The organism is Sulfuritalea sp., assembly GCF_031426875.1.
In the GTDB taxonomy this organism is placed as follows: domain Bacteria; phylum Pseudomonadota; class Gammaproteobacteria; order Burkholderiales; family Rhodocyclaceae; genus Sulfuritalea.
Map to the genome: position 1 here is coordinate 38,082 of NZ_JASJPC010000039.1, position 19,730 is coordinate 57,811.

Below are 19,730 nucleotides of genomic sequence, written 5' to 3' on the forward strand. Positions count from 1 at the left end.
AGAAGGAATGGGCTTTTTGGCCCATTTTCTATTTGTGCGCGGTATTTGTGTGGCGAGTGTGTGAATTTGTATGCAACTGCTTGATTTGATTGAGACGACTGTTACGGGTTTGGGCTACGAATTGGTTGAATTCGAAACCAGTCCGCGGGCTCGGCTGCTGCGCGTCTTCATCGACAGGCCGGAGGGTGCGGCGGCGGACAAGAGCGGTATCAGCGTCGAAGACTGTGCCGCTGTAAGCGGCCAGCTCAGCCGCGTGTTCATGGTCGAGAACGTCGACTATGACCGCCTCGAAGTCTCATCTCCCGGACTTGATCGTCCGCTGGTCAAGCCCGCGGACTACCGCCGCTTCGCCGGGCATGAGGTGCAGATCAAGCTGCGTGTTCCGCTGGGCAATCAGCGCAATTTCAGCGGTGCACTTGAAGGATTGCAGGAAGAGGGCGGAGTGGAGATGGTCTGCCTGCGGGTGAATGAAACACAGCATCGGTTTGCGCTCGAGAATATCGATCGGGCGCGCCTGGTGCCGAAGTTCTGATTAATGCTGGAGGACTCACATGAGCCGTGAATTGCTGCTGTTGGTCGATGCCCTGGCCCGCGAAAAGAATGTTCCGCGGGACATCGTCTTTGGCGCCCTTGAAATGGCGTTGGCGTCCGCGACGAAGAAGCGTACCAACGACGAAGCCGATGTGCGCGTCGATATAGACCGCGAAACCGGTGAATACGAGTCCTTCCGCCGCTGGTTGGTGGTGCCCGACGACATGGTCGAGAATCCCGAACTGCAGATCGGCCTTGCCGCCGCGCAAAAGCAGATTCCGGACATCGTGCTTGAAGACTTCATCGAGGAAGGGCTTGAGCCCATCGATTTCGGCCGCATCGGCGCCCAGGCCGCCAAGCAGGTGATCCTGCAGAAGATCCGCGATGCCGAGCGCGAGCAGTTGCTCAATGACTTCCTCGATCGAAAGGAATTTTTGGTCAGCGGCACCGTCAAGCGCATGGAGCGCGGCAGCGCGATCATCGAGGCCGGGCGCATCGAGGCCCTGTTGCCGCGCGACCAGATGATTCCCAAGGAAAATCTGCGCCCCGGCGACCGCGTGCGTGCCTGGCTGATGAAAATCGATCGCCAGGCGCGGGGTCCGCAACTGATCCTGTCACGCACCGCGCCCGAATTCATCATGAAGCTGTTCGAACTCGAAGTGCCCGAGATCGAAGACGGACTGCTCGAAATCAAGGCCGCCGCTCGCGATGCCGGCATGCGCGCCAAGATTGCGGTCAAGTCGAACGATCCGCGCGTCGATCCGATCGGCACCTGCGTCGGCATGCGCGGGTCGCGCGTCACGGCGGTGACCAATGAGCTGTCCGGCGAGCGAGTGGACATCATCCTCTGGTCGGCCGATCCGGCCCAGTTCGTCATCGGCGCGCTGGCGCCGGCCGAGGTGCAGAGCATTGTGGTCGACGAAGAAAAGCATGCGATGGATGTCGTGGTCGATGAGGACAACCTGGCGATCGCCATCGGTCGCGGCGGACAGAACGTGCGCCTGGCCTCCGAACTGACCGGCTGGACTATCAATCTGATGACCATCGAAGAGTCGCAGAAGCGGTCCGAAACCGAACACAGCTCGATCCGTGCCCTGTTTGTCGAAAAGCTCGACGTCGACGAGGAGGTGGCCAACATCCTGATTGAGGAAGGTTTCTCGACACTCGAGGAAATCGCTTATGTTCCGCTGGCGGAAATGCTCGAAATCGACGCCTTTGACGAGGCCACGGTAACCGAGCTGCGCGATCGTGCACGCAACGTGCTGCTGACCGAAGCCATCGTCGACGAAGAGCAGATGGATAAGGTCGCCGACGACCTGCTGTCGCTCGAGGGCATGGACAAGCCGCTGGCGGCGAAGCTGGCAAAGAACGGTGTTACCGACCGCGATGCATTGGCGGACCTGGCAACCGACGAGTTGATGGAAATGACCGGCATCGATGCCGAGCGGGCGACGGCGCTGATTACTGTTGCGCGTGCCCACTGGTTTGCCGAAGAAGAATGAGAGGTAGGGCATGGCTTTGATGACTGTTTCCCAATTTGCGACCGAGCTGAAAATGCCGGCGCCGGCCCTGCTTGAGCAGTTGGCCAAGGCCGGCGTCAGCAAGCAGGCATCCCATGACACCCTGTCGGAACAGGACAAGACGCGACTGCTCGACTACTTGCGCAAGTCGCACGGCGAAACCGCGCCCAAGGCCAAGATCACCCTGACTCGCAAGCAGACCAGCGAGATCCGGGCCTCGGATTCCACCGGCAAGGCACGGACGATTCAAGTCGAGGTCCGCAAGAAGCGCGTATTTGTCAAACGCGATGCCAGCGAACTGGCGGCAGAGGCCGCGGTTGAGGCTCCCGCGGAAGTTGCCGTGGCGGAGGAGCCTGTCGCAGTCGCCGCTCCGGAGCCCGTAGCGCCGGTGGTCGAGATCGTTCCGGTTGTCGAAATTCCGGTTCCCGTTCCCGTGGTGGCTGAAGCTCCTGTCGTCGAGGCGGCTGTGGCGGAAGTACCGATCGTCAAGCCTGCTTCGGTGACCCGGTCGGTGATCGATCCTGCCCAGCGCGCCTTGCGTGAAGCGGAATCGAAGCGCCAGGGCAAGCTATCCGCCATCCAAGCGGCAGAGTTCAAGGAAAAGAACGAACGCGAAGTCCGGGCACGCGCCGAAGCCGAGGCGCGTCTGGCCGAGCAGGCAGCACTGCTGGCCGCTGCAGAAGCGAAGAAGGCCAAGGAGGCCGCTGCAGCCGCAGGCGTGTCCGGCACTATCCACAAGCCGGCCGCCAAGCCCGAAGACGGCAAGGCCAAGCCCGCGAAGAAGGACGCCTGGAAGGATGACGCAGCCAAGCGTCGCGCAATCAAGACCCGCGGCGACGCCGGCACCTCGGGTTGGCGCGGTTCCAAGGGTGGCGGCCGCCATGGCCGTCACGGCCATGCCGAAGAAATGCAGCCGCAGCAGCCGGTCGAGGCAATCGTGCGCGACGTGCATGTCCCGGAAACGATCTCCGTCGCCGATCTCGCGCACAAGATGACCGTCAAGGCCACCGAGGTCATCAAGACACTGATGAAGATGGGCTCCATGGTCACCATCAACCAAGTGCTCGATCAAGAAACCGCCATGATCCTGGTCGAGGAAATGGGGCACAAGGCCTTTGCCGCAAAACTCGACGATCCCGATGCATTCCTCGCCGACGAAGGCGAGCACAAGGATGTGGAGCAACTGCCGCGCGCACCGGTGGTTACAGTCATGGGTCACGTCGACCACGGCAAGACCTCCCTGCTCGACTACATCCGCAAGAGCCGTGTCGCGCATGGCGAGGCGGGCGGCATCACGCAGCATATCGGCGCCTATCACGTCGAAACGCCGCGCGGCATGATCACCTTTCTCGACACGCCGGGCCACGAGGCCTTCACGGCGATGCGCGCGCGCGGCGCCAAGGCGACCGACCTGGTCATTCTGGTGGTCGCTGCCGACGACGGCGTCATGCCGCAGACCAAGGAAGCCATTCATCACGCAAGGGCGGGCAACGTACCCTTGATTGTGGCCGTGACCAAGATCGACAAGCCCGATGCGAACCTGGAACGGGTCAAGCAGGAACTGGTGGCCGAAGGCGTGGTGCCGGAAGAATACGGTGGCGACTCGCCCTTCGTCGGTGTCTCGGCCAAGACCGGAGAAGGCATCGATGCCTTGCTGGAACAGGTGCTGCTGCAGGCCGAGGTGCTGGAACTCACGGCTCCGGTGGAAGCACCGGCCAAGGGTTTGGTAATCGAAGCGCGCCTGGACAAGGGCAAAGGCCCGGTGGCGACCATCCTGGTGCTGTCGGGCACGCTGCGTCGCGGCGATGTGCTGCTGGCGGGGGCGGTGTTTGGACGCGTACGTGCCATGATCGACGAGAACGGCAAGTCGATCGATGCGGCAGGCCCCTCGATCCCGGTCGAGATTCAGGGCCTCACCGACGTGCCGGCGGCCGGCGACGAAAGCATGGTTCTCCTCGACGAGCGCAAGGCGCGCGAAATCGCCTTGTTCCGCCAGGGCAAGTTCCGCGACGTCAAACTGGCCAAGCAGCAGGCCGCCAAGCTGGAGAACATGTTCGAGCAGATGGCCGAAGGCGAGATCAGAACCTTGCCCTTGATCATCAAGGCTGACGTACAGGGTTCGCAGGAAGCCCTGGTGCAATCCTTGAACAAACTGTCAACGGCCGAAGTCAAGGTCAGTGTGATACATGCCGGTGTCGGCGGCATCAGCGAATCCGACATCAACCTGGCGGCGGCGTCCAAGGCCGTGGTCATCGGCTTCAATACACGTGCCGACGTTGGCGCGCGCAGAGCCGCCGAAAGCCTGGGCGTCGACATCCGCTACTACAACATCATTTATGCCGCCGTGGACGAAGTGAAGGCTGCCTTGTCCGGCATGCTGGCGCCCGAGAAACGGGAAGTCGTTCTCGGCCTGGTCGAGATTCGTCAAGTGTTCCGGATTTCCCGCATCGGTGCCGTCGCCGGTTGCATGGTGCTGTCCGGCATCGTCAAACGCAACGCCTCGGTACGACTGCTGCGCAACAACACGGTGGTGCACACGGGCGAACTGGATTCTCTCAAGCGCTTCAAGGATGACGTCCGCGAAGTCAAGGAAGGTTTTGAGTGTGGTTTGAGCCTCAAGAACTTCAATGACATCAACGAGGGCGATCAGCTCGAAGTGTTCGAGGTTCAGGAAATCGCCCGCACCCTGACCTGATCCGCAATGGCAACCCGACGCGGCTCAGGTCAAGGCGCAGGTCAAGGTTATGCGCGCTCTGACCGCGTTGCCGAGCAGATCCGCCGCGAACTGGCGGATTTGCTGCGTTTCCATCTCAAGGATCTGCGCATCGCGCCCAAGCTGACGCTGGTCACGCTGACTGCAGTCGAGGTGACTGCCGATTATGCGCATGCCAAAGTGTTCTACACATCGTTGGCCGATCCATCGGCCAACGAGATGATCGCCGAGGGCCTGCAGCACTCGGCCAGCTTCCTGCGCCGCGAGCTGGGCCGCCGGGTTCGCATTCATCATATACCCGAACTGCATTTCGTCTTCGATCCGTCGGTGCAGGAAGGCTCGCGTCTCTCGAAGCTGATAGACGAGGCGGTGGAGTCCGACAAGAAGCTGCACGACGATTGAGCGCGGTGCAGCCAAAGGCCGGCAAAGTTCCGCGCCGCAAACTTGACGGAGTGCTGCTGCTGGACAAATCCCTCGGCATTTCGTCCAATCACGCCCTGCAGGCGGTACGTCGCCTCTACCGTGCCGAAAAGGCCGGCCATACAGGAACGCTCGATCCCTTGGCGACCGGCCTGCTGCCCCTGTGTTTCGGGGAAGCGACAAAATTTTCCGGCGAGCTGCTCAATGCCGACAAGCGCTATGTGGCGACAGTGCAACTCGGAATTACCACCGACACGGCAGATGCCGAAGGCACCGTGCTGCAACGTCGTCCCGTAACGAGCAGCCTTGCGGACGTGGAGGCAGCACTGGCGGCCTTTGTCGGCGAGCTCGACCAGGTGCCGCCGATGTATTCGGCGCTGAAGCGCGACGGCAAGCCGCTTTACGAGTATGCCCGTGCGGGAATCGAAGTCGAGCGTGCGGCGCGGCGCGTCTGCATCCATGAACTGCGCCTGCTTGCCGGGCAAGGTGATTTTGCAAACGGCCGCTTTGTCTTCGAGGTTCATTGCAGCAAGGGAACCTATGTGCGAACCCTGGCTGCCGACATCGGTGATCGTCTTGGCTGCGGCGCGCATCTGGGGGCCTTGCGCCGCACCGGCATCGGCGTGCTTGGCGTCGCCCAGGCGTATTCGCTCCCAATGCTCGAAGCACTGACAGCCGAGGCGCGCGATGCTTTGCTATTGCCTCCCGATTCCCTGCTGGCCAGCCTGGCCGAAGCCCAACTCGATGTGGCCGATGCGACCCGATTGAGGTACGGCCAAGCGGTTCGCTGGTCGGGCGAGGAGGGCAGCCGATTGCGCGTTTATGACGCGGAACACCGCTTTATCGGAATCTGCCGGCAATCCGCCGATGGCTGGCTGCAGCCGCAGCGGCTGGTCGCGGGTGTCTAGGGAAGGAAATAGCGCTTAAAGCTTGATCAGAATACATTCGGAACGTTATAATTCGCGGTTCTCCAAGAGCCCAACATCACAGGATCAGCAAGGAAACCACAATGGCAATTTCTACTACCGACAAAGCCAAGATCGTCACCGACTACCAGCGTGCCCAGGGTGACACCGGCTCTCCCGAAGTTCAGGTGGCGCTTCTCACGGCGCGCATCAATGACCTGACGGGTCATTTCAAGGCACATACCAAGGATCATCACTCACGTCGCGGCCTGCTCATGATGGTCAGCCAGCGCCGCAAGTTGCTGGATTACCTCAAGCGCAAGAACGCAGACGGCTATCGTTCGCTGATCGAGCGCCTTGGTCTGCGCAAGTAATTTTCTCGCCCAAGCGCCGGTCCGGGACATTGCCACGCGCGATGCACTGTGCGCCCTTACTGCGCAGGCTTGCTGATCAGGCCGGTGCAGCCGTTGAGGCTGTGCCGGCTTTTATTTTTTGCCGAAAGGAATTGTCGTGTTGAATCCAATCAAGAAGAGTTTTGCTTACGGTGAACACACCGTAACCCTGGAAACCGCCGAAATCGCCCGCCAGGCTGGCGGCGCGGTCATGGTCACCATGAATGACACCGTTGTTTTGGCGACGGTAGTCGGCGCACGAAACGCCAAGCCCGGACAGGATTTCTTCCCCCTGACCGTCGATTACCAGGAGCGGACCTACGCTGCCGGCCGCATCCCCGGAGGTTTCTTCAAGCGCGAGGGACGTCCGTCGGAAAAAGAAATCCTGACCTGCCGCCTCATCGATCGCCCCTTGCGTCCGCTGTTTCCCGACGCGTTCTACAACGAAGTGCAGGTTGTGTGTACCGTGATGTCGTGCAACCCCGAGATCGATCCGGACATTCCGGCAATGCTTGGCGCGTCGGCCGCCATGGCAATTTCCGGCATCCCGTTCAGTGGCCCGATCGGCGCCGCCCGAGTTGGTTACATCGATGGCAAGTACGTCCTCTGCCCGACCAAGACCCAATTGGAAAACACGCAGCTGGATCTGGTGGTCGCCGGTACCGAGGCCGCCGTGTTGATGGTCGAATCCGAGGCCAAGCAGCTTTCCGAAGAGATCATGCTGGGCGCCGTGGTGTTTGGTCACGAGCAGATGCAGGCTGCGATCAAGGCCATCAACGAACTGGTCGAGGTCGCCGGCAAGCCGGAATGGGATTGGCAGCCGCCGGCAAAGAATGAGCCGCTGATTGCGCGCGTCGCCGAGTTGGCCGAAGCCCAATTGCGCGAGGCCTATCGCATCACCAGCAAGCAGGATCGCACGCAGAAGACCCGTGAAATCACCAAGCAGACCATTGCCGCCCTGACCGAAGGTGTCGACAACCCGCCCGATTCGAACTTGGTCGGTAACACCGTGTTCGATCTGGAGGCAAAAATCGTCCGCAGCCAGATTCTCAACGGCGAGCCTCGCATCGACGGCCGCGATACGCGCACCGTGCGCCCGATCGTCATCCGCAACGGCGTGCTGCCGCGCACCCACGGTTCGGCGCTGTTCACCCGCGGCGAGACGCAGGCACTGGTCATCGCCACGCTGGGTACCGGCCGCGACGAGCAGATCATCGACGCACTGCAGGGCGAGTATCGCGATCGCTTCATGCTTCACTACAACATGCCTCCCTATGCCACCGGTGAAACCGGTCGCGTCGGTACGCCGAAGCGCCGCGAAATCGGCCACGGTCGTCTGGCCAAGCGCGCGCTGCTTGCCGTGCTGCCGTCGCCGGACGAATTTGGTTATTCGATGCGCGTCGTCTCCGAAATCACCGAGTCCAACGGCTCGTCGTCGATGGCTTCCGTCTGTGGCGGTTCCCTGGCCCTGATGGATGCCGGCGTGCCGCTCAAGGCGCATGTGGCGGGTATTGCCATGGGCCTGATCAAGGACGGTCCCCGCTTTGCCGTGCTGACCGACATCCTCGGCGACGAGGATCATCTGGGCGACATGGACTTCAAGGTGGCCGGTACCGAAGGCGGTATTACCGCGCTGCAGATGGACATCAAGATCCAGGGCATCACCAAGGAAATCATGCAGGTCGCGCTGGCCCAGGCCAAGGAAGCGCGTTTGCTGATCCTGGAAAAGATGCAGGGCTCGATGTCCGGTCATCGTGAGGAGGTTTCCACCTTCGCGCCGCGCATGATTCACATCAAGATCAACCCGGAAAAGATTCGTGACGTGATCGGCAAGGGTGGCGCCGTAATCCGTGCGCTGACCGAGGAAACCGGCTGCGTCATCGATATCGAGGACGATGGCTCGATCACCATTTCGTCGGTGAACGCCGACGCCGCGCAGGTGGCCAAGAAGCGCATCGAAGATATCACTGCCGAGGTTGAAGTCGGCCGTATCTATGAAGGCACCGTGCTGCGTCTGCTGGATTTCGGCGCCATCGTCAGCCTGCTGCCGGGCAAGGATGGCCTGCTGCATATTTCGCAGATCGCCAGCGAGCGGGTGAATGCCGTCGCCGATTACCTCAAGGAAGGCCAGGTGGTGAAGGTCAAGGTCATCGAGACCGACGACAAGGGCCGTGTCCGCCTATCGATGAAGGCCATTGCCGCAGAAACAACGGCGCCTGCTGCCAGCGAGTAAGACTCGGATTGCATGCAACAAAAAAGGACGCCTCGGCGTCCTTTTTTGTTGGCGGGCATTGCGTCTGCGGGCGTGATTGGCGGGCTTGGCCGGATTACTTACCGACCTGCTTTTCGCGGTGCTCTTCGAGCGTCTTGCAGTCGATGCAGAGCGTGGCGGTGGGGCGTGCTTCCAGACGCTTGAGACCGATCTCGACGCCGCAGGAATCACAATAGCCATATTCGCCGCTTTCGATGCGGGCAATCGACTCGTCGATCTTTTTGATCAGTTTGCGCTCGCGATCGCGGTTACGCAGCTCGAGCGCGATGTCGGACTCCTGGCTGGCGCGGTCATTCGGGTCGGCAAACACGGTCGCCTCGTCCTGCATGGTATGCACGGTGCGCTCGATATCTTCGCTCAATTCGTCCTTGAGGGAAGCCAGGATGGCCCGAAAATGAGCAAGCTGCTTTGCGCTCATGTAGTCCTCACCCTTCTTCGGGGTGTAGGGCGGGAATTGTTTCTTGTGCAGCAGATCTTCAGCCATTGCAGAGTGTCCGTATTTTCGGAGAACCGGCTTTATAAACGAAACGGGGAATCATCGCAAGTCGGGTATTTGTGCCCCCATCGCGGTATTCGATTGACCGTCATGGAGCGGCTTCGGTAAAATTGCGCCGTTCGGGGTGTGGCGCAGCCCGGTAGCGCGCTTGCTTTGGGAGCAAGATGTCGAGAGTTCGAATCCCTCCACCCCGACCACTCATACCCAAGGGTTTCCGTCGAAAGACCGAAACCCTTTTTTTCGGCCCCTTTTTGTGGCAATGAGATTGCCGAGTCAGGAGCTAGAATAGCCAAAATGGGTTACGGGCAGGTAGCTGGCTCCAGGATGACTTGTCTCGATGCACTTCCCGGTCGGCGATCATCAGGTTTGATAAAGGGGTGGCATGTTTGATTTTCTGGCCGAGGGACAGTGGTTTGCCGTGGTGCTGGCACCGACCGTCGTGGCGGGTCTGTCCCGCGCACTGATGGTTCCGGCTTCGCGCTGGGGTCTGATCGATCATCCGGGGCATCGCAAGGTGCATGACCATCCAACCCCGCTGGTCGGCGGACTGGCCATGTTGTTGACGCTGCTTGTTTTGCAGGTCGCCGTCGGCCATGTTCCCTTCGAGAGTTGGAGTCTGCTGATTGCATTGCTGCTGATCACGGGCATCGGCGTTGCGGACGACGCCCGGGAACTGAGCCATCGCGCGAAGTTTGTAGCGCAAGCTCTTGGCGCTGTCATCATAGTTTCCGGCACGTCGGTCTGGGTTACGCATCTGGGCGACCTGATGGGCCTCGGTGCCATCGATCTTGGCAAGTGGTCGCTGATGGTGACGGTGATTGCTTTCGTCGGCGTCATGAATGCGATCAACATGATCGATGGCCTCGACGGTCTTGCCGGAAGCCTCTCCCTGGTTCCGGTCATGCTTCTGGCGTTTCTGGCGATATCCGGTAATACACCGGGTCTGCTGTTTGAACTGCTGCTGTTCGCCGGGGCGATCATTGGCTTCCTGTCGCTCAATTTCAGGCTGCGTGGGCGACCCAAGGCGTTGGTCTTCATGGGAGATACCGGCGGCATGGTGATTGGCATGCTGCTCGCCTGGTATTCCGTGAAACTTGCCGGCTCGCCGACATCAGAGATTAACCCGATCACGGCGGTATGGATTCTGGCTGTACCTTTGCTCGATATGGGCAGCGTAATGTTGCTGCGCCTGTCCCAACGGAAAAGTCCATTCCATGCAGATCAGCAGCACATGCACCATATCTTGCTTAAGGCCGGTTACTCCGTGAATCAAGTGGTCGCGATCATGGTCGGCTTTTCGTTGATATATGGCGTGACCGGCATAGTGGCCGAACGCCATGGCGTCCCTGAGGTCGTGATGTTCATTGCATTTCTAGGGCTCTGGAGCGCCTATGTTGCAGGGTTGAAGAATCCGAAGGCCCTGCTGGGGATTGTCAGGCGCCTGATTCCGCCCCTTTCTGCGCGGTCTGGCTCCGGCCTGGCATGAAGGCTGCTCCGAAGCTAATCTGTATTTTTCTGATGTTTTGGCTGGCGCTTGCGCCAGCGCAAGCGGCTGAGGAGTCAAAGGACAGGGCCGGAGCCAAGACCGGCGCCAAAGCAAAGGCAAGCGCCAAGGCCAAGGCGAAATCCAAGATTCGGTCCAAGGCCAAATCCACGATCCCCAAACCCGCCACAGGCGCCGCGCTTCCCAACAGGGCTGAACCTGCGGATGAACGGAGTCTCGAGGCAGAGGTGGTTACTGCACGACAGTTACTGACGGCCAACCCTCGAGATGGCAAGGCACGAGACCGTCTGGCCCGGGCTGCCGTGGTGCTCATCGATATGTTGCTGAGCGCCGAAGCAGTCGGCGACACAGAAAAGGTCGGGCGTCTGTCGCAAATGCTCGGCAAGGATCTCCATGACACTGGCTGGCGAGTACAGAAGATGTCACAGAAAGGCGATCTGAAGGCCAGCCAGGCCACCGGATTCTTGCTTGCGCACGGTATTTTTCTGCAAAAGGATGTGAATAAAGCCTGTGGCGAGTTCGTCGCCGCCGCTGAAAAGCTTCCGTCTGCAGGCTGGCATGCTGCGCAATGCCTGATGGAAGCCTTGCCCGAAAAGGCGTGGGAGAATATGGAGCGTGCGGCCCAGCGGGGACATGCAGCTGCGCTGGAATGGATGGGGCGCCGTTGTCTTGGGGAATTCGGCGCACAGGAGAAGGACTATGCCTGCGCCAGAGATTATTTGAGCCAATCTGCGAGCTTGGGCCGGCCGCGTGCACAGACCCTGTTGGCCTACTTGCTGACAAGCGGACAGGGAGGGCCGGTGGATGTGTCCCGAGCTGTCCGGCTATATAAATTGGCTGCCGAACGAGGCGACGTCGATGCGCAGAACAACCTGGGCGAGATCAATGAAATGGGCCGCGGCGTCGACCGGAATCTCGACGAAGCCCTTCGCTTGTACGAGCTTGCAGCAGACAGAGGACTCGGCTCTGCACAGTTCAACGCGGGAAGGCTGTGGGCCATTGGTGTCAGCGGGAAGAAGGATCCGGCTAAAGCGCGCGCCTTTCTGGTGCAAGCCGAAAAAAATGGCGTTCCGCAGGCAAGATTGATCCTCGAATGGCTCGATCGGCAGAATGTGCCAGCTACAGTCGAGTCTCCCGTGCAGGCACCCGCGACCAAACCGGGAGGCGCTTCCACGAAGGACTGAGCGGCGTATAATCACCGTCCTTCTCCAGCAGGCGGTAGCATGATCCGATCATTCCTCGCGCTGGTAACTTCCATCATTGTCTTGACGGGCACGGCTTGGGCTGAGGCCGACAGCGCCTTGCTTGGGCAGCGCTTTATCTATCACCCCGCTGTGCTCGAAGCGATGGGGCCCAGGCTCAAGCCCGAAGTAAATCTGGGCCCGATAGTCGATAGCCGTCGTGCCTACCTGCTCGATATCGATGAGGAAGAATTCTCCGCCAAGCAGCGAGCTCCAGTCCGCAACGTGTGGGATCGCATTCGCAATGGCTTCGAGCTGCCACCTCTCAGAGGTCCGCTGGTTGCCGATCGGGAACTCTGGTATGGGCAGCGAAAAGAACTCGTGGCAGCCATCAGTCAGAAGGCGCGACGATATCTTTATCATATTGTCGAGGCGGTCGAAAAACGTGGTATGCCAATGGAGTTGGCGTTGCTGCCCGTCGTTGAAAGCGGGTTTGAGCCGGGAGCGCTATCGTCCGCTCAAGCGGCCGGATTGTGGCAGTTCATTCCCGGTACAGCCCAGCGATATCGTCTGAAACTCACCGAGCACTATGATGCCCGGCGCGATATCGTCGCTTCGACTGAGGCGGCGCTGGATTACCTCGAGTTTCTCCATGGCATCTTCAAGGACTGGCAACTGGCGCTCGCTGCGTATAACTGGGGCGAGGAGGCTGTCCTGCGGGCTGTTCAGCGAAACCAGGCGAAAGGACTCCCTGCCGATTACGAAAACCTTACCTTGCCGGAGGAAACCCGGTATTACCTGCCGAAGCTCATGGCAATCAGAAATATTGTGCAAAGTCCGGAACTGCACGGCGTGGAATTGGCAGACATCCCGAATACACCCTATTTCGCAAAGGTCGATGTCCCGGTGGCACTCGATCTCCAGTCCGTGGCGCGCCTGGCGGGGCTGTCGACCGGGGAAGTGCTGGCGCTGAATCCGTCACACAACTCCTCATTCATTTCTGGCAAGGGAAAACCGGCCCTCCTGCTGCCAGCCGACCGTATAGATGCATTTGAGCAGAACATGGCCAAATATCCAGTGCGGGCTCGGGATACGCGCAAGCGGAATGAACGCAAGGGTGTCGAGAAATCCCTGGTTGGCTTCCAACTGCCCGAGGGAAGGCCCCTATGAGCGGGTGTTGCAGACGAGTTGTCTGTGGGTGGCTGGCGTTGCCCATGCTTCTTGGGTCGGTTGCCATGCCGGCCTCGGCGGAGGGGCGGATCGCGGTTGCCCTGACTTACGAGCAAACTGAAGACCGCGCGAACTTCATCGATCAGGTGAGAAAGGCTCGCCAAGGCGAGACTGAGTCGCAGTGGCAAGTCGGATCGACCTATGCAAAACTGGGCCATCCCGAGCGCGCCTTGCCCATGCTGCGGTCTGCGGCCGAAGCTGGGCACCCGCGCGCTGCTGCAGTATTGGGCTGGTTGCACGAAGGTGGGTACGGCACGGAGAAAAGCATCGAGGCGGCCAAACACTGGTATCGCCTTGCCGCCGAACAGGGCCAGGCGGATGCCACGGCTGCACTCGGTCGATTGTTACTGCAGGAACCGGCAGCACACGATGCGGCGTTGCAATTGTTGCAAAAGGCCGCCCAATTGGCCGACCCCAATGGCCAGTATTATCTTGGCTGGATTCTGGCGCAGCGCAGTGGCGAGTCGCGTGACGACGCCCAAGCCTATACATGGTTCAGGAAGGCCGCAAATCAGGGGCATGTGGGCGCACAACTGGCAGTAGCCACGCATCTGCTTGCGGGACGCGGTGTCGCCAGGGACAGCAAGGTCGCCGGCGAATGGCTGGAGCGTGCCGCAGAAAAACAGGATCCCGTCGCACACTACATGCTTGGAAGACTGAGCGAGGACGCCGGACAAAAAGGTCTCGACAAGGCCCGTAGCTCGTTTAGGGTTGCGGCTATAGCTGGACACCGTGAAGCTCAGTTTGCGCTGGGCACCTTGCTGGCAAAATCGGCTGCCGAGCTCGACCGGAAAGAAGCCGCTGCATGGTTAGCCAAGGCTGATGAAGCGGGCCACAAAGCCGCAGCCAACCGCCTCGGAGAATTGTATCGGGATAGCGAAGGCGGCTTGCAACAGCTTGATCGGGCGCGAAGCATTTTCCGACGGGCCGCTGAACGTGGAGATGCGAATGCCATGTATAATTTGGCGCAAATGCAAAATCAAGGACTCGGCGGACCGCGGGATACCGGGGGCGCCCTTGAATGGTATACCCGGGCTGCAGAGGAAGGGCACGAAAAGGCATCAGAGTTGGTTGCCAGTCTGTTGAACAGTACGCTGAAAACCGCTGATTTGGGCTTGAAGGGATTCTGGCAATAGGGCGGTGCCGTTGTGGTTTTTGTCCTACAACACACTGATCTTTAGGTGTGCTTCGCGATTGACAATCGGGCTGTGTCGCGTATGCTTGGGCAAAAGTTGCGGGAATCTTAAGGAGTTACGTCATGAAGTTTAGACAACTCATTGTTACATCAATAATTTATATGCTTGCCTTTTCGGCGCAGGCGGCATTTGTCGCGGGTATGGCATCGGCGCAGATTCGCCCCGAAATTGCTGCGCAGCAAGCCGCCGGTGGCGATGTTGCGGCCATTGTGTCCATCGCAGCCGCAGCGACGACTGCAGTGCCGCAGGTAGCGGCAGCAGTGACTGTTGCTGTCCAGAATGCCGCTGCTACAGCGCCAGCACCGAGCTTTGTCCTGACACCGCCTCCCTTGTCCACGCCGACAACGCGGGCGGTTTGCTCTGTCAGCTGCAGTTAAGATTGCACGATTATCGTAATACCCATATTCACCCACCGGGATGATGAATGATGAATAGAAATACTCGACTTGAGACCCGTCTGATCAGCGTTGCATTGGCATCCCTGTTTGGGGTTTCCCTTGGCGCACTCGCGCAGGACAGCGACAAGCCCACCGGAATCCCTTGGGGACCGGTAAAGGTGTATCCGGAAGTGGATTTGACTTTCAAGTCGAACGACAACGTCTATTCGCAACCAGGAACTGCGCTCAGGCCGCGGAATACGTCGAACATCACGATTCTCGCGCCGAAGGTCAAGCTTGAGGCCAAGACCGGGCCGCACACCTTCGATGCCACGTACAAGGTCGAGCACGGACGCCACAGTTTTTCGTCTGGCGACAACTATACCGACCATACGCTCGGCGCCACCGCAACCTGGAAGTTTACCGGCCGTTCAGGTCTGAGACTGTCGGCCGAGTACCTGAAAGGCCATGAGGATCGCGGTTCGGTGCCTGCAGTCGGACATCCATTGCCGGACGAGTTTCATCAGTCCTCATTCAACGCCTTGGCGGGTTACGGTGCTGAAGGCGCGCAGGGCCGCGTCGAGGTTGAGGCCGGCTTGATCAACAAACGCTACGACAATTTCGAGAATGACGCGTTCGGCAACCCGGACAACGCCAAACGTGACCGCGATGATGCAAAGCTGGGGGCAACCTTTTTCTGGCGCATCATGCCAAAAACCCAGTTGCTGTTTCAGGTGGTGCAGACCAAGTACGACTACAAGCCGGCATCCTTTGCCGGGTGGACGACGCTCGACAGCACGGACCGCAAGTATTTGGTGGGGGTAACCTGGGAAGCGGCGGCCAAGACCACTGGCATTTTCAAGGTAGGTGCCATCAAGAAGGATTTTTCGGATTCCTCCTTGACGGATTTCTCGAAGGCCGGTTGGGAGGGCCAGGTGAAATGGAGCCCACTGACCTATTCCAACTTTGATTTCTTCACCGGCAAGTTGCCCAGTGAATCGACCATCGGCAATGCGTCGGTCGATACCCGCTATGGCGCAACATGGAACCACCTCTGGAGCAGTCGTTTGTCAAGTGTGGTGTCCTACAGCAATACCAAGACCGAGTACCAATACAACGCAGGTACGGTTGGTACGCCGCAAAAGGATACGACCGATGCGCTCGGCCTGAAGCTCAACTATCAATGGACGCGCAACGTCAAGGTTGGCGCGGGCTATGATCGTACCGACAAGACATCCAACAACGCGACTTCCGAGTACAAGCGCAACATCTACAGCATCTTCCTCAACGCGGCGATCTGAGGCCGGCGCGCTGGCTGTTCCTGAAGTCATTTGATAGAATGCAGGGGGGGAATTTCCCCCCCTGTTTTTTTGTATCGGTTATTTCCTTGAGAGGCGATTTTTCAATGAGCGGACTTTACAAATGCCTGCTCTTCGCAGGCCTTTGGGCTTTGTCGTTCGCATCCCCCGCGCAGGATTCCACGACAGTCGATAAACTGTTGTCGACCTATCGCCTGGGTTCCGGAGATGTGGTCAGCATTCGTGTCCTCGGTGAGGATGACTTGAAGCGGGAGAAGATCAGGCTTAGCGACGCCGGCACCATATCGTTTCCCATCATCGGCGAGATCAAGGTGCTGGGAAAACGTGTTGTTGAACTGGAAAGCCTGATCGCCGACGGTTTGCGCGGCAAGTATCTGCTCAATCCAGTGGTTTCGGTCACGATCGAAGAATATCGTCCCTTCTTTGTCAACGGCCAGGTCGAAAAATCCGGCGCCTATCCCTTCCAGCCGGGCTTGACCATCCGCAAGGCGGTGTCCCTGGCCGGCGGCTTCAAGGAGCGCGCCTCGAAAGAGAAAATCTACGTCATTCGCGAGAATGACAAGACGCAAACACCGGTCAAGGTCGATCAGTCCACTCTCGTCAGCCCGGGAGACATCATCACCGTTGAAGAGAGCTTTTTCTAATCATGAACCATCCTGCTGCCCCTGTTGTTCAAGTCGCTGCTCCGGTGCAGGCGGTCTATGTGCCGGTTGATCGGCCCGAGCATGATGCGGATCGCCTTGCCGAACAGTTGCGGTTCTGGCGCCGCAGTATTTCAAAGCATAAATGGAGCGCTTTGGGCTTGGCGTCCGCGATCGCGTTACTGACTACCCTGATCGTATTCGTGATCCAGCCCACCTATCGCTCTACCGCGACGTTGATGTTGGAGTCCAACAAGAGCAAGGTGGTCAGCATCGAAGAAGTCTACAGTTCGATGAGCAGCAATCGCGAGTACTACCAGACCCAGGCGGAGATACTCAAGTCCGAAGAATTGGCCCGCCGCATCGTGGTTAAGATGAAGCTGGTCGATCATCCGGCGATGGATCCACGCAAGCAGGAGGAGAGCGGCCTTTCCCTGAAGAAACTGATCCCGGCTTCGTGGCTGGCCGACGACGGGGCGGATAAGAACAGTCCGGCCAAACTCCAGGCCGCTGTCATTGCGAAATTCAAGAGGCAACTGACCATTGAACTGGTGCGTAATAGCCAACTGATAAAGATCAGCTACGAGCATCCCGACAAGGAATTTGCCGCCAACGCCGCCAATTGGGTGGCCGACGGCTTTATCGAAGCCGACATGGACGCCCGGCTGGCAATGACGCAGAAGGCCGGTTCCTGGCTGACCGAGCGGCTCACCGGATTGCGCAAGAAACTGGAAGAATCGGAACGGGCATTGCAACAGTTCCGCGAGCGTGAGCGGATCATCGATGCCAAGGGCGTAGCACAAAGTGGCGCATCGAAGCAGCTGGAGCAGTTGTCCGAAGGTCTGGTTTCGGCACGACACAAGAGGGCAGAGGCCGAGGCGGCGTATCAGCAGGTTCAAAGTGGCCAGAAGTCGAAAGTCGACCTCGAGTCCATTCCGGCGATTCAGAAAAATACCATCTACATTTCGCTCAAGGGTGCCGAGTCGGCAGCAGAAAGCCGGCTGGCCGATGCCGCGAAAAAATACGGGCCGGAGCATCCGCGGCGTCAGACCGCAGACGCGGAACTCCGCGCCGCTCGCGAAAACACCCGGCGCCAGATTGACACGATTGTCACCAGCATCACCAAGGAATATGAGTTGGCTCGCGCCCAAGAGAATGCCGTTGAGCGCGCCCTGGCGCAAAGCAAGGGCGATATTCTCGGCATGAACCGCAAGGAATACGAACTCGGAGTCCTCGAACGGGAAGTTGCGTCGAACAAGAACCTGTACGAGATGTTCACCACCCGCATGAAAGAAACCAACGTCGCGGGCGACCTGCAGTCACCAATCGCCCGTGTCGTGGATCCTGCCGTTGTTAGCGGAGGTGCCTACAGCCCGAAGAAGTTCAGGATCATCGGTATTGCTGCCGTGGTCGGGCTCATCCTTGGCATCATGCTCGCATTGCTGCTGGAATACCTCGACAACACCATCAAGAATGCCGAGGATGTGGACACCAAATTGCGCCAGTCGATGCTGGGGCAATTGCCGCGAATCAAGGGCAAGATTGAGTCAGGGGATCTGCAGATCGCCTTCATCAAGGACAAGGATCCCGGGTTTTCCGAAGAGATACGCTCGATTCGAACCGGTGTGATGTTGTCGTCGATCGATGCGGCGCACAAGGTATTGCTGGTTACGTCCTCGGTTCCGGGTGAGGGCAAGACCTCCGTGGCTACCAACATCGCGCTGGCCCTGGGGCAGGTACGCAAGGTCTGCCTGATCGATGCCGACATGCGGCGTCCCACGGTGGCCAAGGTGCTGGGCGTCGATACCACCAGCAAGGGTCTGTCCAACCTTGTCTCGGGTTCCGACCCAACCTCGGAATGCCTGCACTTCAACAAGGAACTGGGCATTCATATCATCCCCAGCGGCGTCGTGCCGCCGAATCCTCTGGAACTGCTGTCCTCGATACGCTTTGCCGAAGCGATGAAATGGCTCGAGGAGAGCTTCGATGTCGTCATCATCGATAGCCCGCCGTTGCAGTTGGTCAGCGACCCGCTGATCCTGTCGCAGTTTGCCCATTCGGTGATTTTTGTCGTAAAAGCCGATGCCACGCCCTACCAGGTGGCGCTGGGCGGCCTGGAACGCCTGCGCGAAGCCAAGGCGCACATTCTGGGCGTCATCATCAACCAGATTGACCGGGAAAAGGCCGATCGTTATTACGGGTACGGAAAATACAGTGCCTACGGCTATGGCAAGAAATATAGCTACAGCAGCGGGTATTCTTCCAAGCGGGCGTGATCGACCTCCATTGTCATATTCTTCCCGGCATTGACGATGGCCCCGAGGACCTGGCTTCCTCCTTACAGCTTGCCCGTCACGCGGTAGCCTCGGGAATTCGCGTTTCGGTTGTAACGCCGCACATGCATTCCGGACGTTACGAGAACCAGGCGTCGAATATTCGCAGCGCGGCGCAACAGTTTCAGCGCACCCTCGATGCCGAAGGCATCGCGCTGCAAATCCTCTGCGCCGCCGAGGTTCGCCTCGACCACGAGATTTTGTCCTGGGTCGCTGACGGCCATGTTCCTTTCCTCGGCGAGTGGCAGGGCGAACGCGTCATGCTGCTCGAGTTTCCGCACAGTCATGTACCGGTGGGTGCCGACAAGCTGGTCGAATGGTTGCTAAAGCAAGGCATCCGCCCGATGATCGCCCATCCAGAACGCAACAAGGACATCATGCGCAGCATCGACAAGCTACTGCCCTTTATCCGCCTCGGTTGCCTGCTGCAGCTCACCGCCGGCGCCGTCGCCGGCGCCTTCGGCGAGGGCGCTCGCGCCCGGGCCGTGGATCTGCTGGGCAAGGGCTGGGTAACCGTGCTGGCATCCGATGCCCACAACCTCGAAGCGCGCCCGCCGGAGCTGGAACCAGGCCGTATCGCGGCGGCGGCCATCGTCGGTGAAGACGAGTCATGGAACCTGGTGCGCCACCGCCCCGCCAGGATCACTGGCCTGAAGGCGGATTGAGCAAGGCGAATCCAGTAGTCAGTCAACAAGGAAAG

At 59.5% G+C, this 19,730-nt stretch carries 17 protein-coding genes and 1 tRNA gene; 17 read left to right on the plus strand and 1 reads right to left on the minus strand.

The annotated features are described in order from the left end of the window. The first annotated feature begins 70 nt into the window (after positions 1–70). The 7 genes from rimP (at position 71) to pnp (ending at position 8,714) form a co-directional block, all read left to right on the plus strand. Positions 71–532 (plus strand): ribosome maturation factor RimP, encoded by a 462-nt coding sequence (rimP, locus tag RMO95_RS16840; protein WP_310451810.1) that lies wholly within the window; start codon positions 71–73, stop codon positions 530–532. Positions 533–551: 19 nt separating this feature from the next. Beyond that, positions 552–2,033, plus strand: a complete 1,482-nt coding sequence (nusA, locus tag RMO95_RS16845; protein ID WP_310451811.1) for a transcription termination factor NusA — start codon at positions 552–554, stop codon at positions 2,031–2,033. Between the two features lie 10 nt (positions 2,034–2,043). Next, entirely contained in the window at positions 2,044–4,746 is a 2,703-nt protein-coding gene (gene infB, locus RMO95_RS16850; protein WP_310451812.1) for a translation initiation factor IF-2, read from the plus strand. A 6-nt stretch (positions 4,747–4,752) separates the two neighbouring features. Continuing rightward, positions 4,753–5,166 carry a 30S ribosome-binding factor RbfA gene (gene rbfA / locus RMO95_RS16855; RefSeq protein ID WP_310451813.1) on the plus strand — a complete coding sequence of 138 codons (414 nt, stop codon included), beginning with the start codon at positions 4,753–4,755 and terminating at the stop codon, positions 5,164–5,166. Positions 5,167–5,171: 5 nt separating this feature from the next. Further along, positions 5,172–6,092, plus strand: coding sequence for a tRNA pseudouridine(55) synthase TruB (gene truB, locus RMO95_RS16860; protein WP_310451814.1), 921 nt, complete (start codon positions 5,172–5,174; stop codon positions 6,090–6,092). Positions 6,093–6,193: 101 nt separating this feature from the next. After that, positions 6,194–6,463: a 30S ribosomal protein S15 gene (gene rpsO / locus RMO95_RS16865; RefSeq protein ID WP_310451815.1), complete on the plus strand. Its 270-nt coding sequence runs from the start codon at positions 6,194–6,196 to the stop codon at positions 6,461–6,463. Between the two features lie 139 nt (positions 6,464–6,602). Continuing rightward, a complete protein-coding gene (pnp, locus tag RMO95_RS16870; protein ID WP_310451845.1) occupies positions 6,603–8,714 on the plus strand; it encodes a polyribonucleotide nucleotidyltransferase in 2,112 nt (703 codons plus the stop codon). A gap of 94 nt (positions 8,715–8,808) precedes the next feature. On the opposite strand, the gene dksA is transcribed toward pnp, so the two are convergent. Further along, complete coding sequence (gene dksA / locus RMO95_RS16875; protein WP_310451816.1) at positions 8,809–9,237, minus strand: RNA polymerase-binding protein DksA; 429 nt, start codon at positions 9,235–9,237, stop codon at positions 8,809–8,811. Positions 9,238–9,369: 132 nt separating this feature from the next. Here dksA and RMO95_RS16880 point away from each other — a divergent pair. The 10 genes from RMO95_RS16880 (at position 9,370) to RMO95_RS16925 (ending at position 19,695) form a co-directional block, all read left to right on the plus strand. Then, positions 9,370–9,446, plus strand: a tRNA-Pro gene (locus RMO95_RS16880). Positions 9,447–9,631: 185 nt separating this feature from the next. Continuing rightward, a complete protein-coding gene (locus tag RMO95_RS16885; protein WP_310451817.1) occupies positions 9,632–10,735 on the plus strand; it encodes an MraY family glycosyltransferase in 1,104 nt (367 codons plus the stop codon). Next, positions 10,732–11,937, plus strand: a complete 1,206-nt coding sequence (locus RMO95_RS16890; RefSeq protein WP_310451818.1) for a tetratricopeptide repeat protein — start codon at positions 10,732–10,734, stop codon at positions 11,935–11,937. The genes RMO95_RS16885 and RMO95_RS16890 overlap by 4 nt, the downstream gene beginning before the upstream one ends. Positions 11,938–11,976: 39 nt before the next feature. Then, complete coding sequence (locus RMO95_RS16895) at positions 11,977–13,104, plus strand: transglycosylase SLT domain-containing protein (RefSeq protein WP_310451819.1); 1,128 nt, start codon at positions 11,977–11,979, stop codon at positions 13,102–13,104. A 44-nt stretch (positions 13,105–13,148) separates the two neighbouring features. After that, a complete protein-coding gene (locus RMO95_RS16900) occupies positions 13,149–14,300 on the plus strand; it encodes a tetratricopeptide repeat protein (protein ID WP_310451820.1) in 1,152 nt (383 codons plus the stop codon). Between the two features lie 122 nt (positions 14,301–14,422). Beyond that, positions 14,423–14,737, plus strand: a complete 315-nt coding sequence (locus RMO95_RS16905) for a hypothetical protein (protein WP_310451821.1) — start codon at positions 14,423–14,425, stop codon at positions 14,735–14,737. Between the two features lie 47 nt (positions 14,738–14,784). Then, on the plus strand, positions 14,785–16,038 hold the full coding sequence (locus tag RMO95_RS16910) for an outer membrane beta-barrel protein (RefSeq protein ID WP_310451822.1): 1,254 nt from the start codon (positions 14,785–14,787) through the stop codon (positions 16,036–16,038). 104 nt (positions 16,039–16,142) lie between these two features. After that, complete coding sequence (locus tag RMO95_RS16915; protein ID WP_310451823.1) at positions 16,143–16,700, plus strand: polysaccharide biosynthesis/export family protein; 558 nt, start codon at positions 16,143–16,145, stop codon at positions 16,698–16,700. 2 nt (positions 16,701–16,702) lie between these two features. Then, positions 16,703–18,973: a polysaccharide biosynthesis tyrosine autokinase gene (locus tag RMO95_RS16920; RefSeq protein ID WP_310451824.1), complete on the plus strand. Its 2,271-nt coding sequence runs from the start codon at positions 16,703–16,705 to the stop codon at positions 18,971–18,973. Then, positions 18,970–19,695, plus strand: coding sequence for a tyrosine-protein phosphatase (locus RMO95_RS16925; protein ID WP_310451825.1), 726 nt, complete (start codon positions 18,970–18,972; stop codon positions 19,693–19,695). Before RMO95_RS16920 ends, RMO95_RS16925 begins: the two co-directional genes overlap by 4 nt. Positions 19,696–19,730 lie beyond the last annotated feature (35 nt).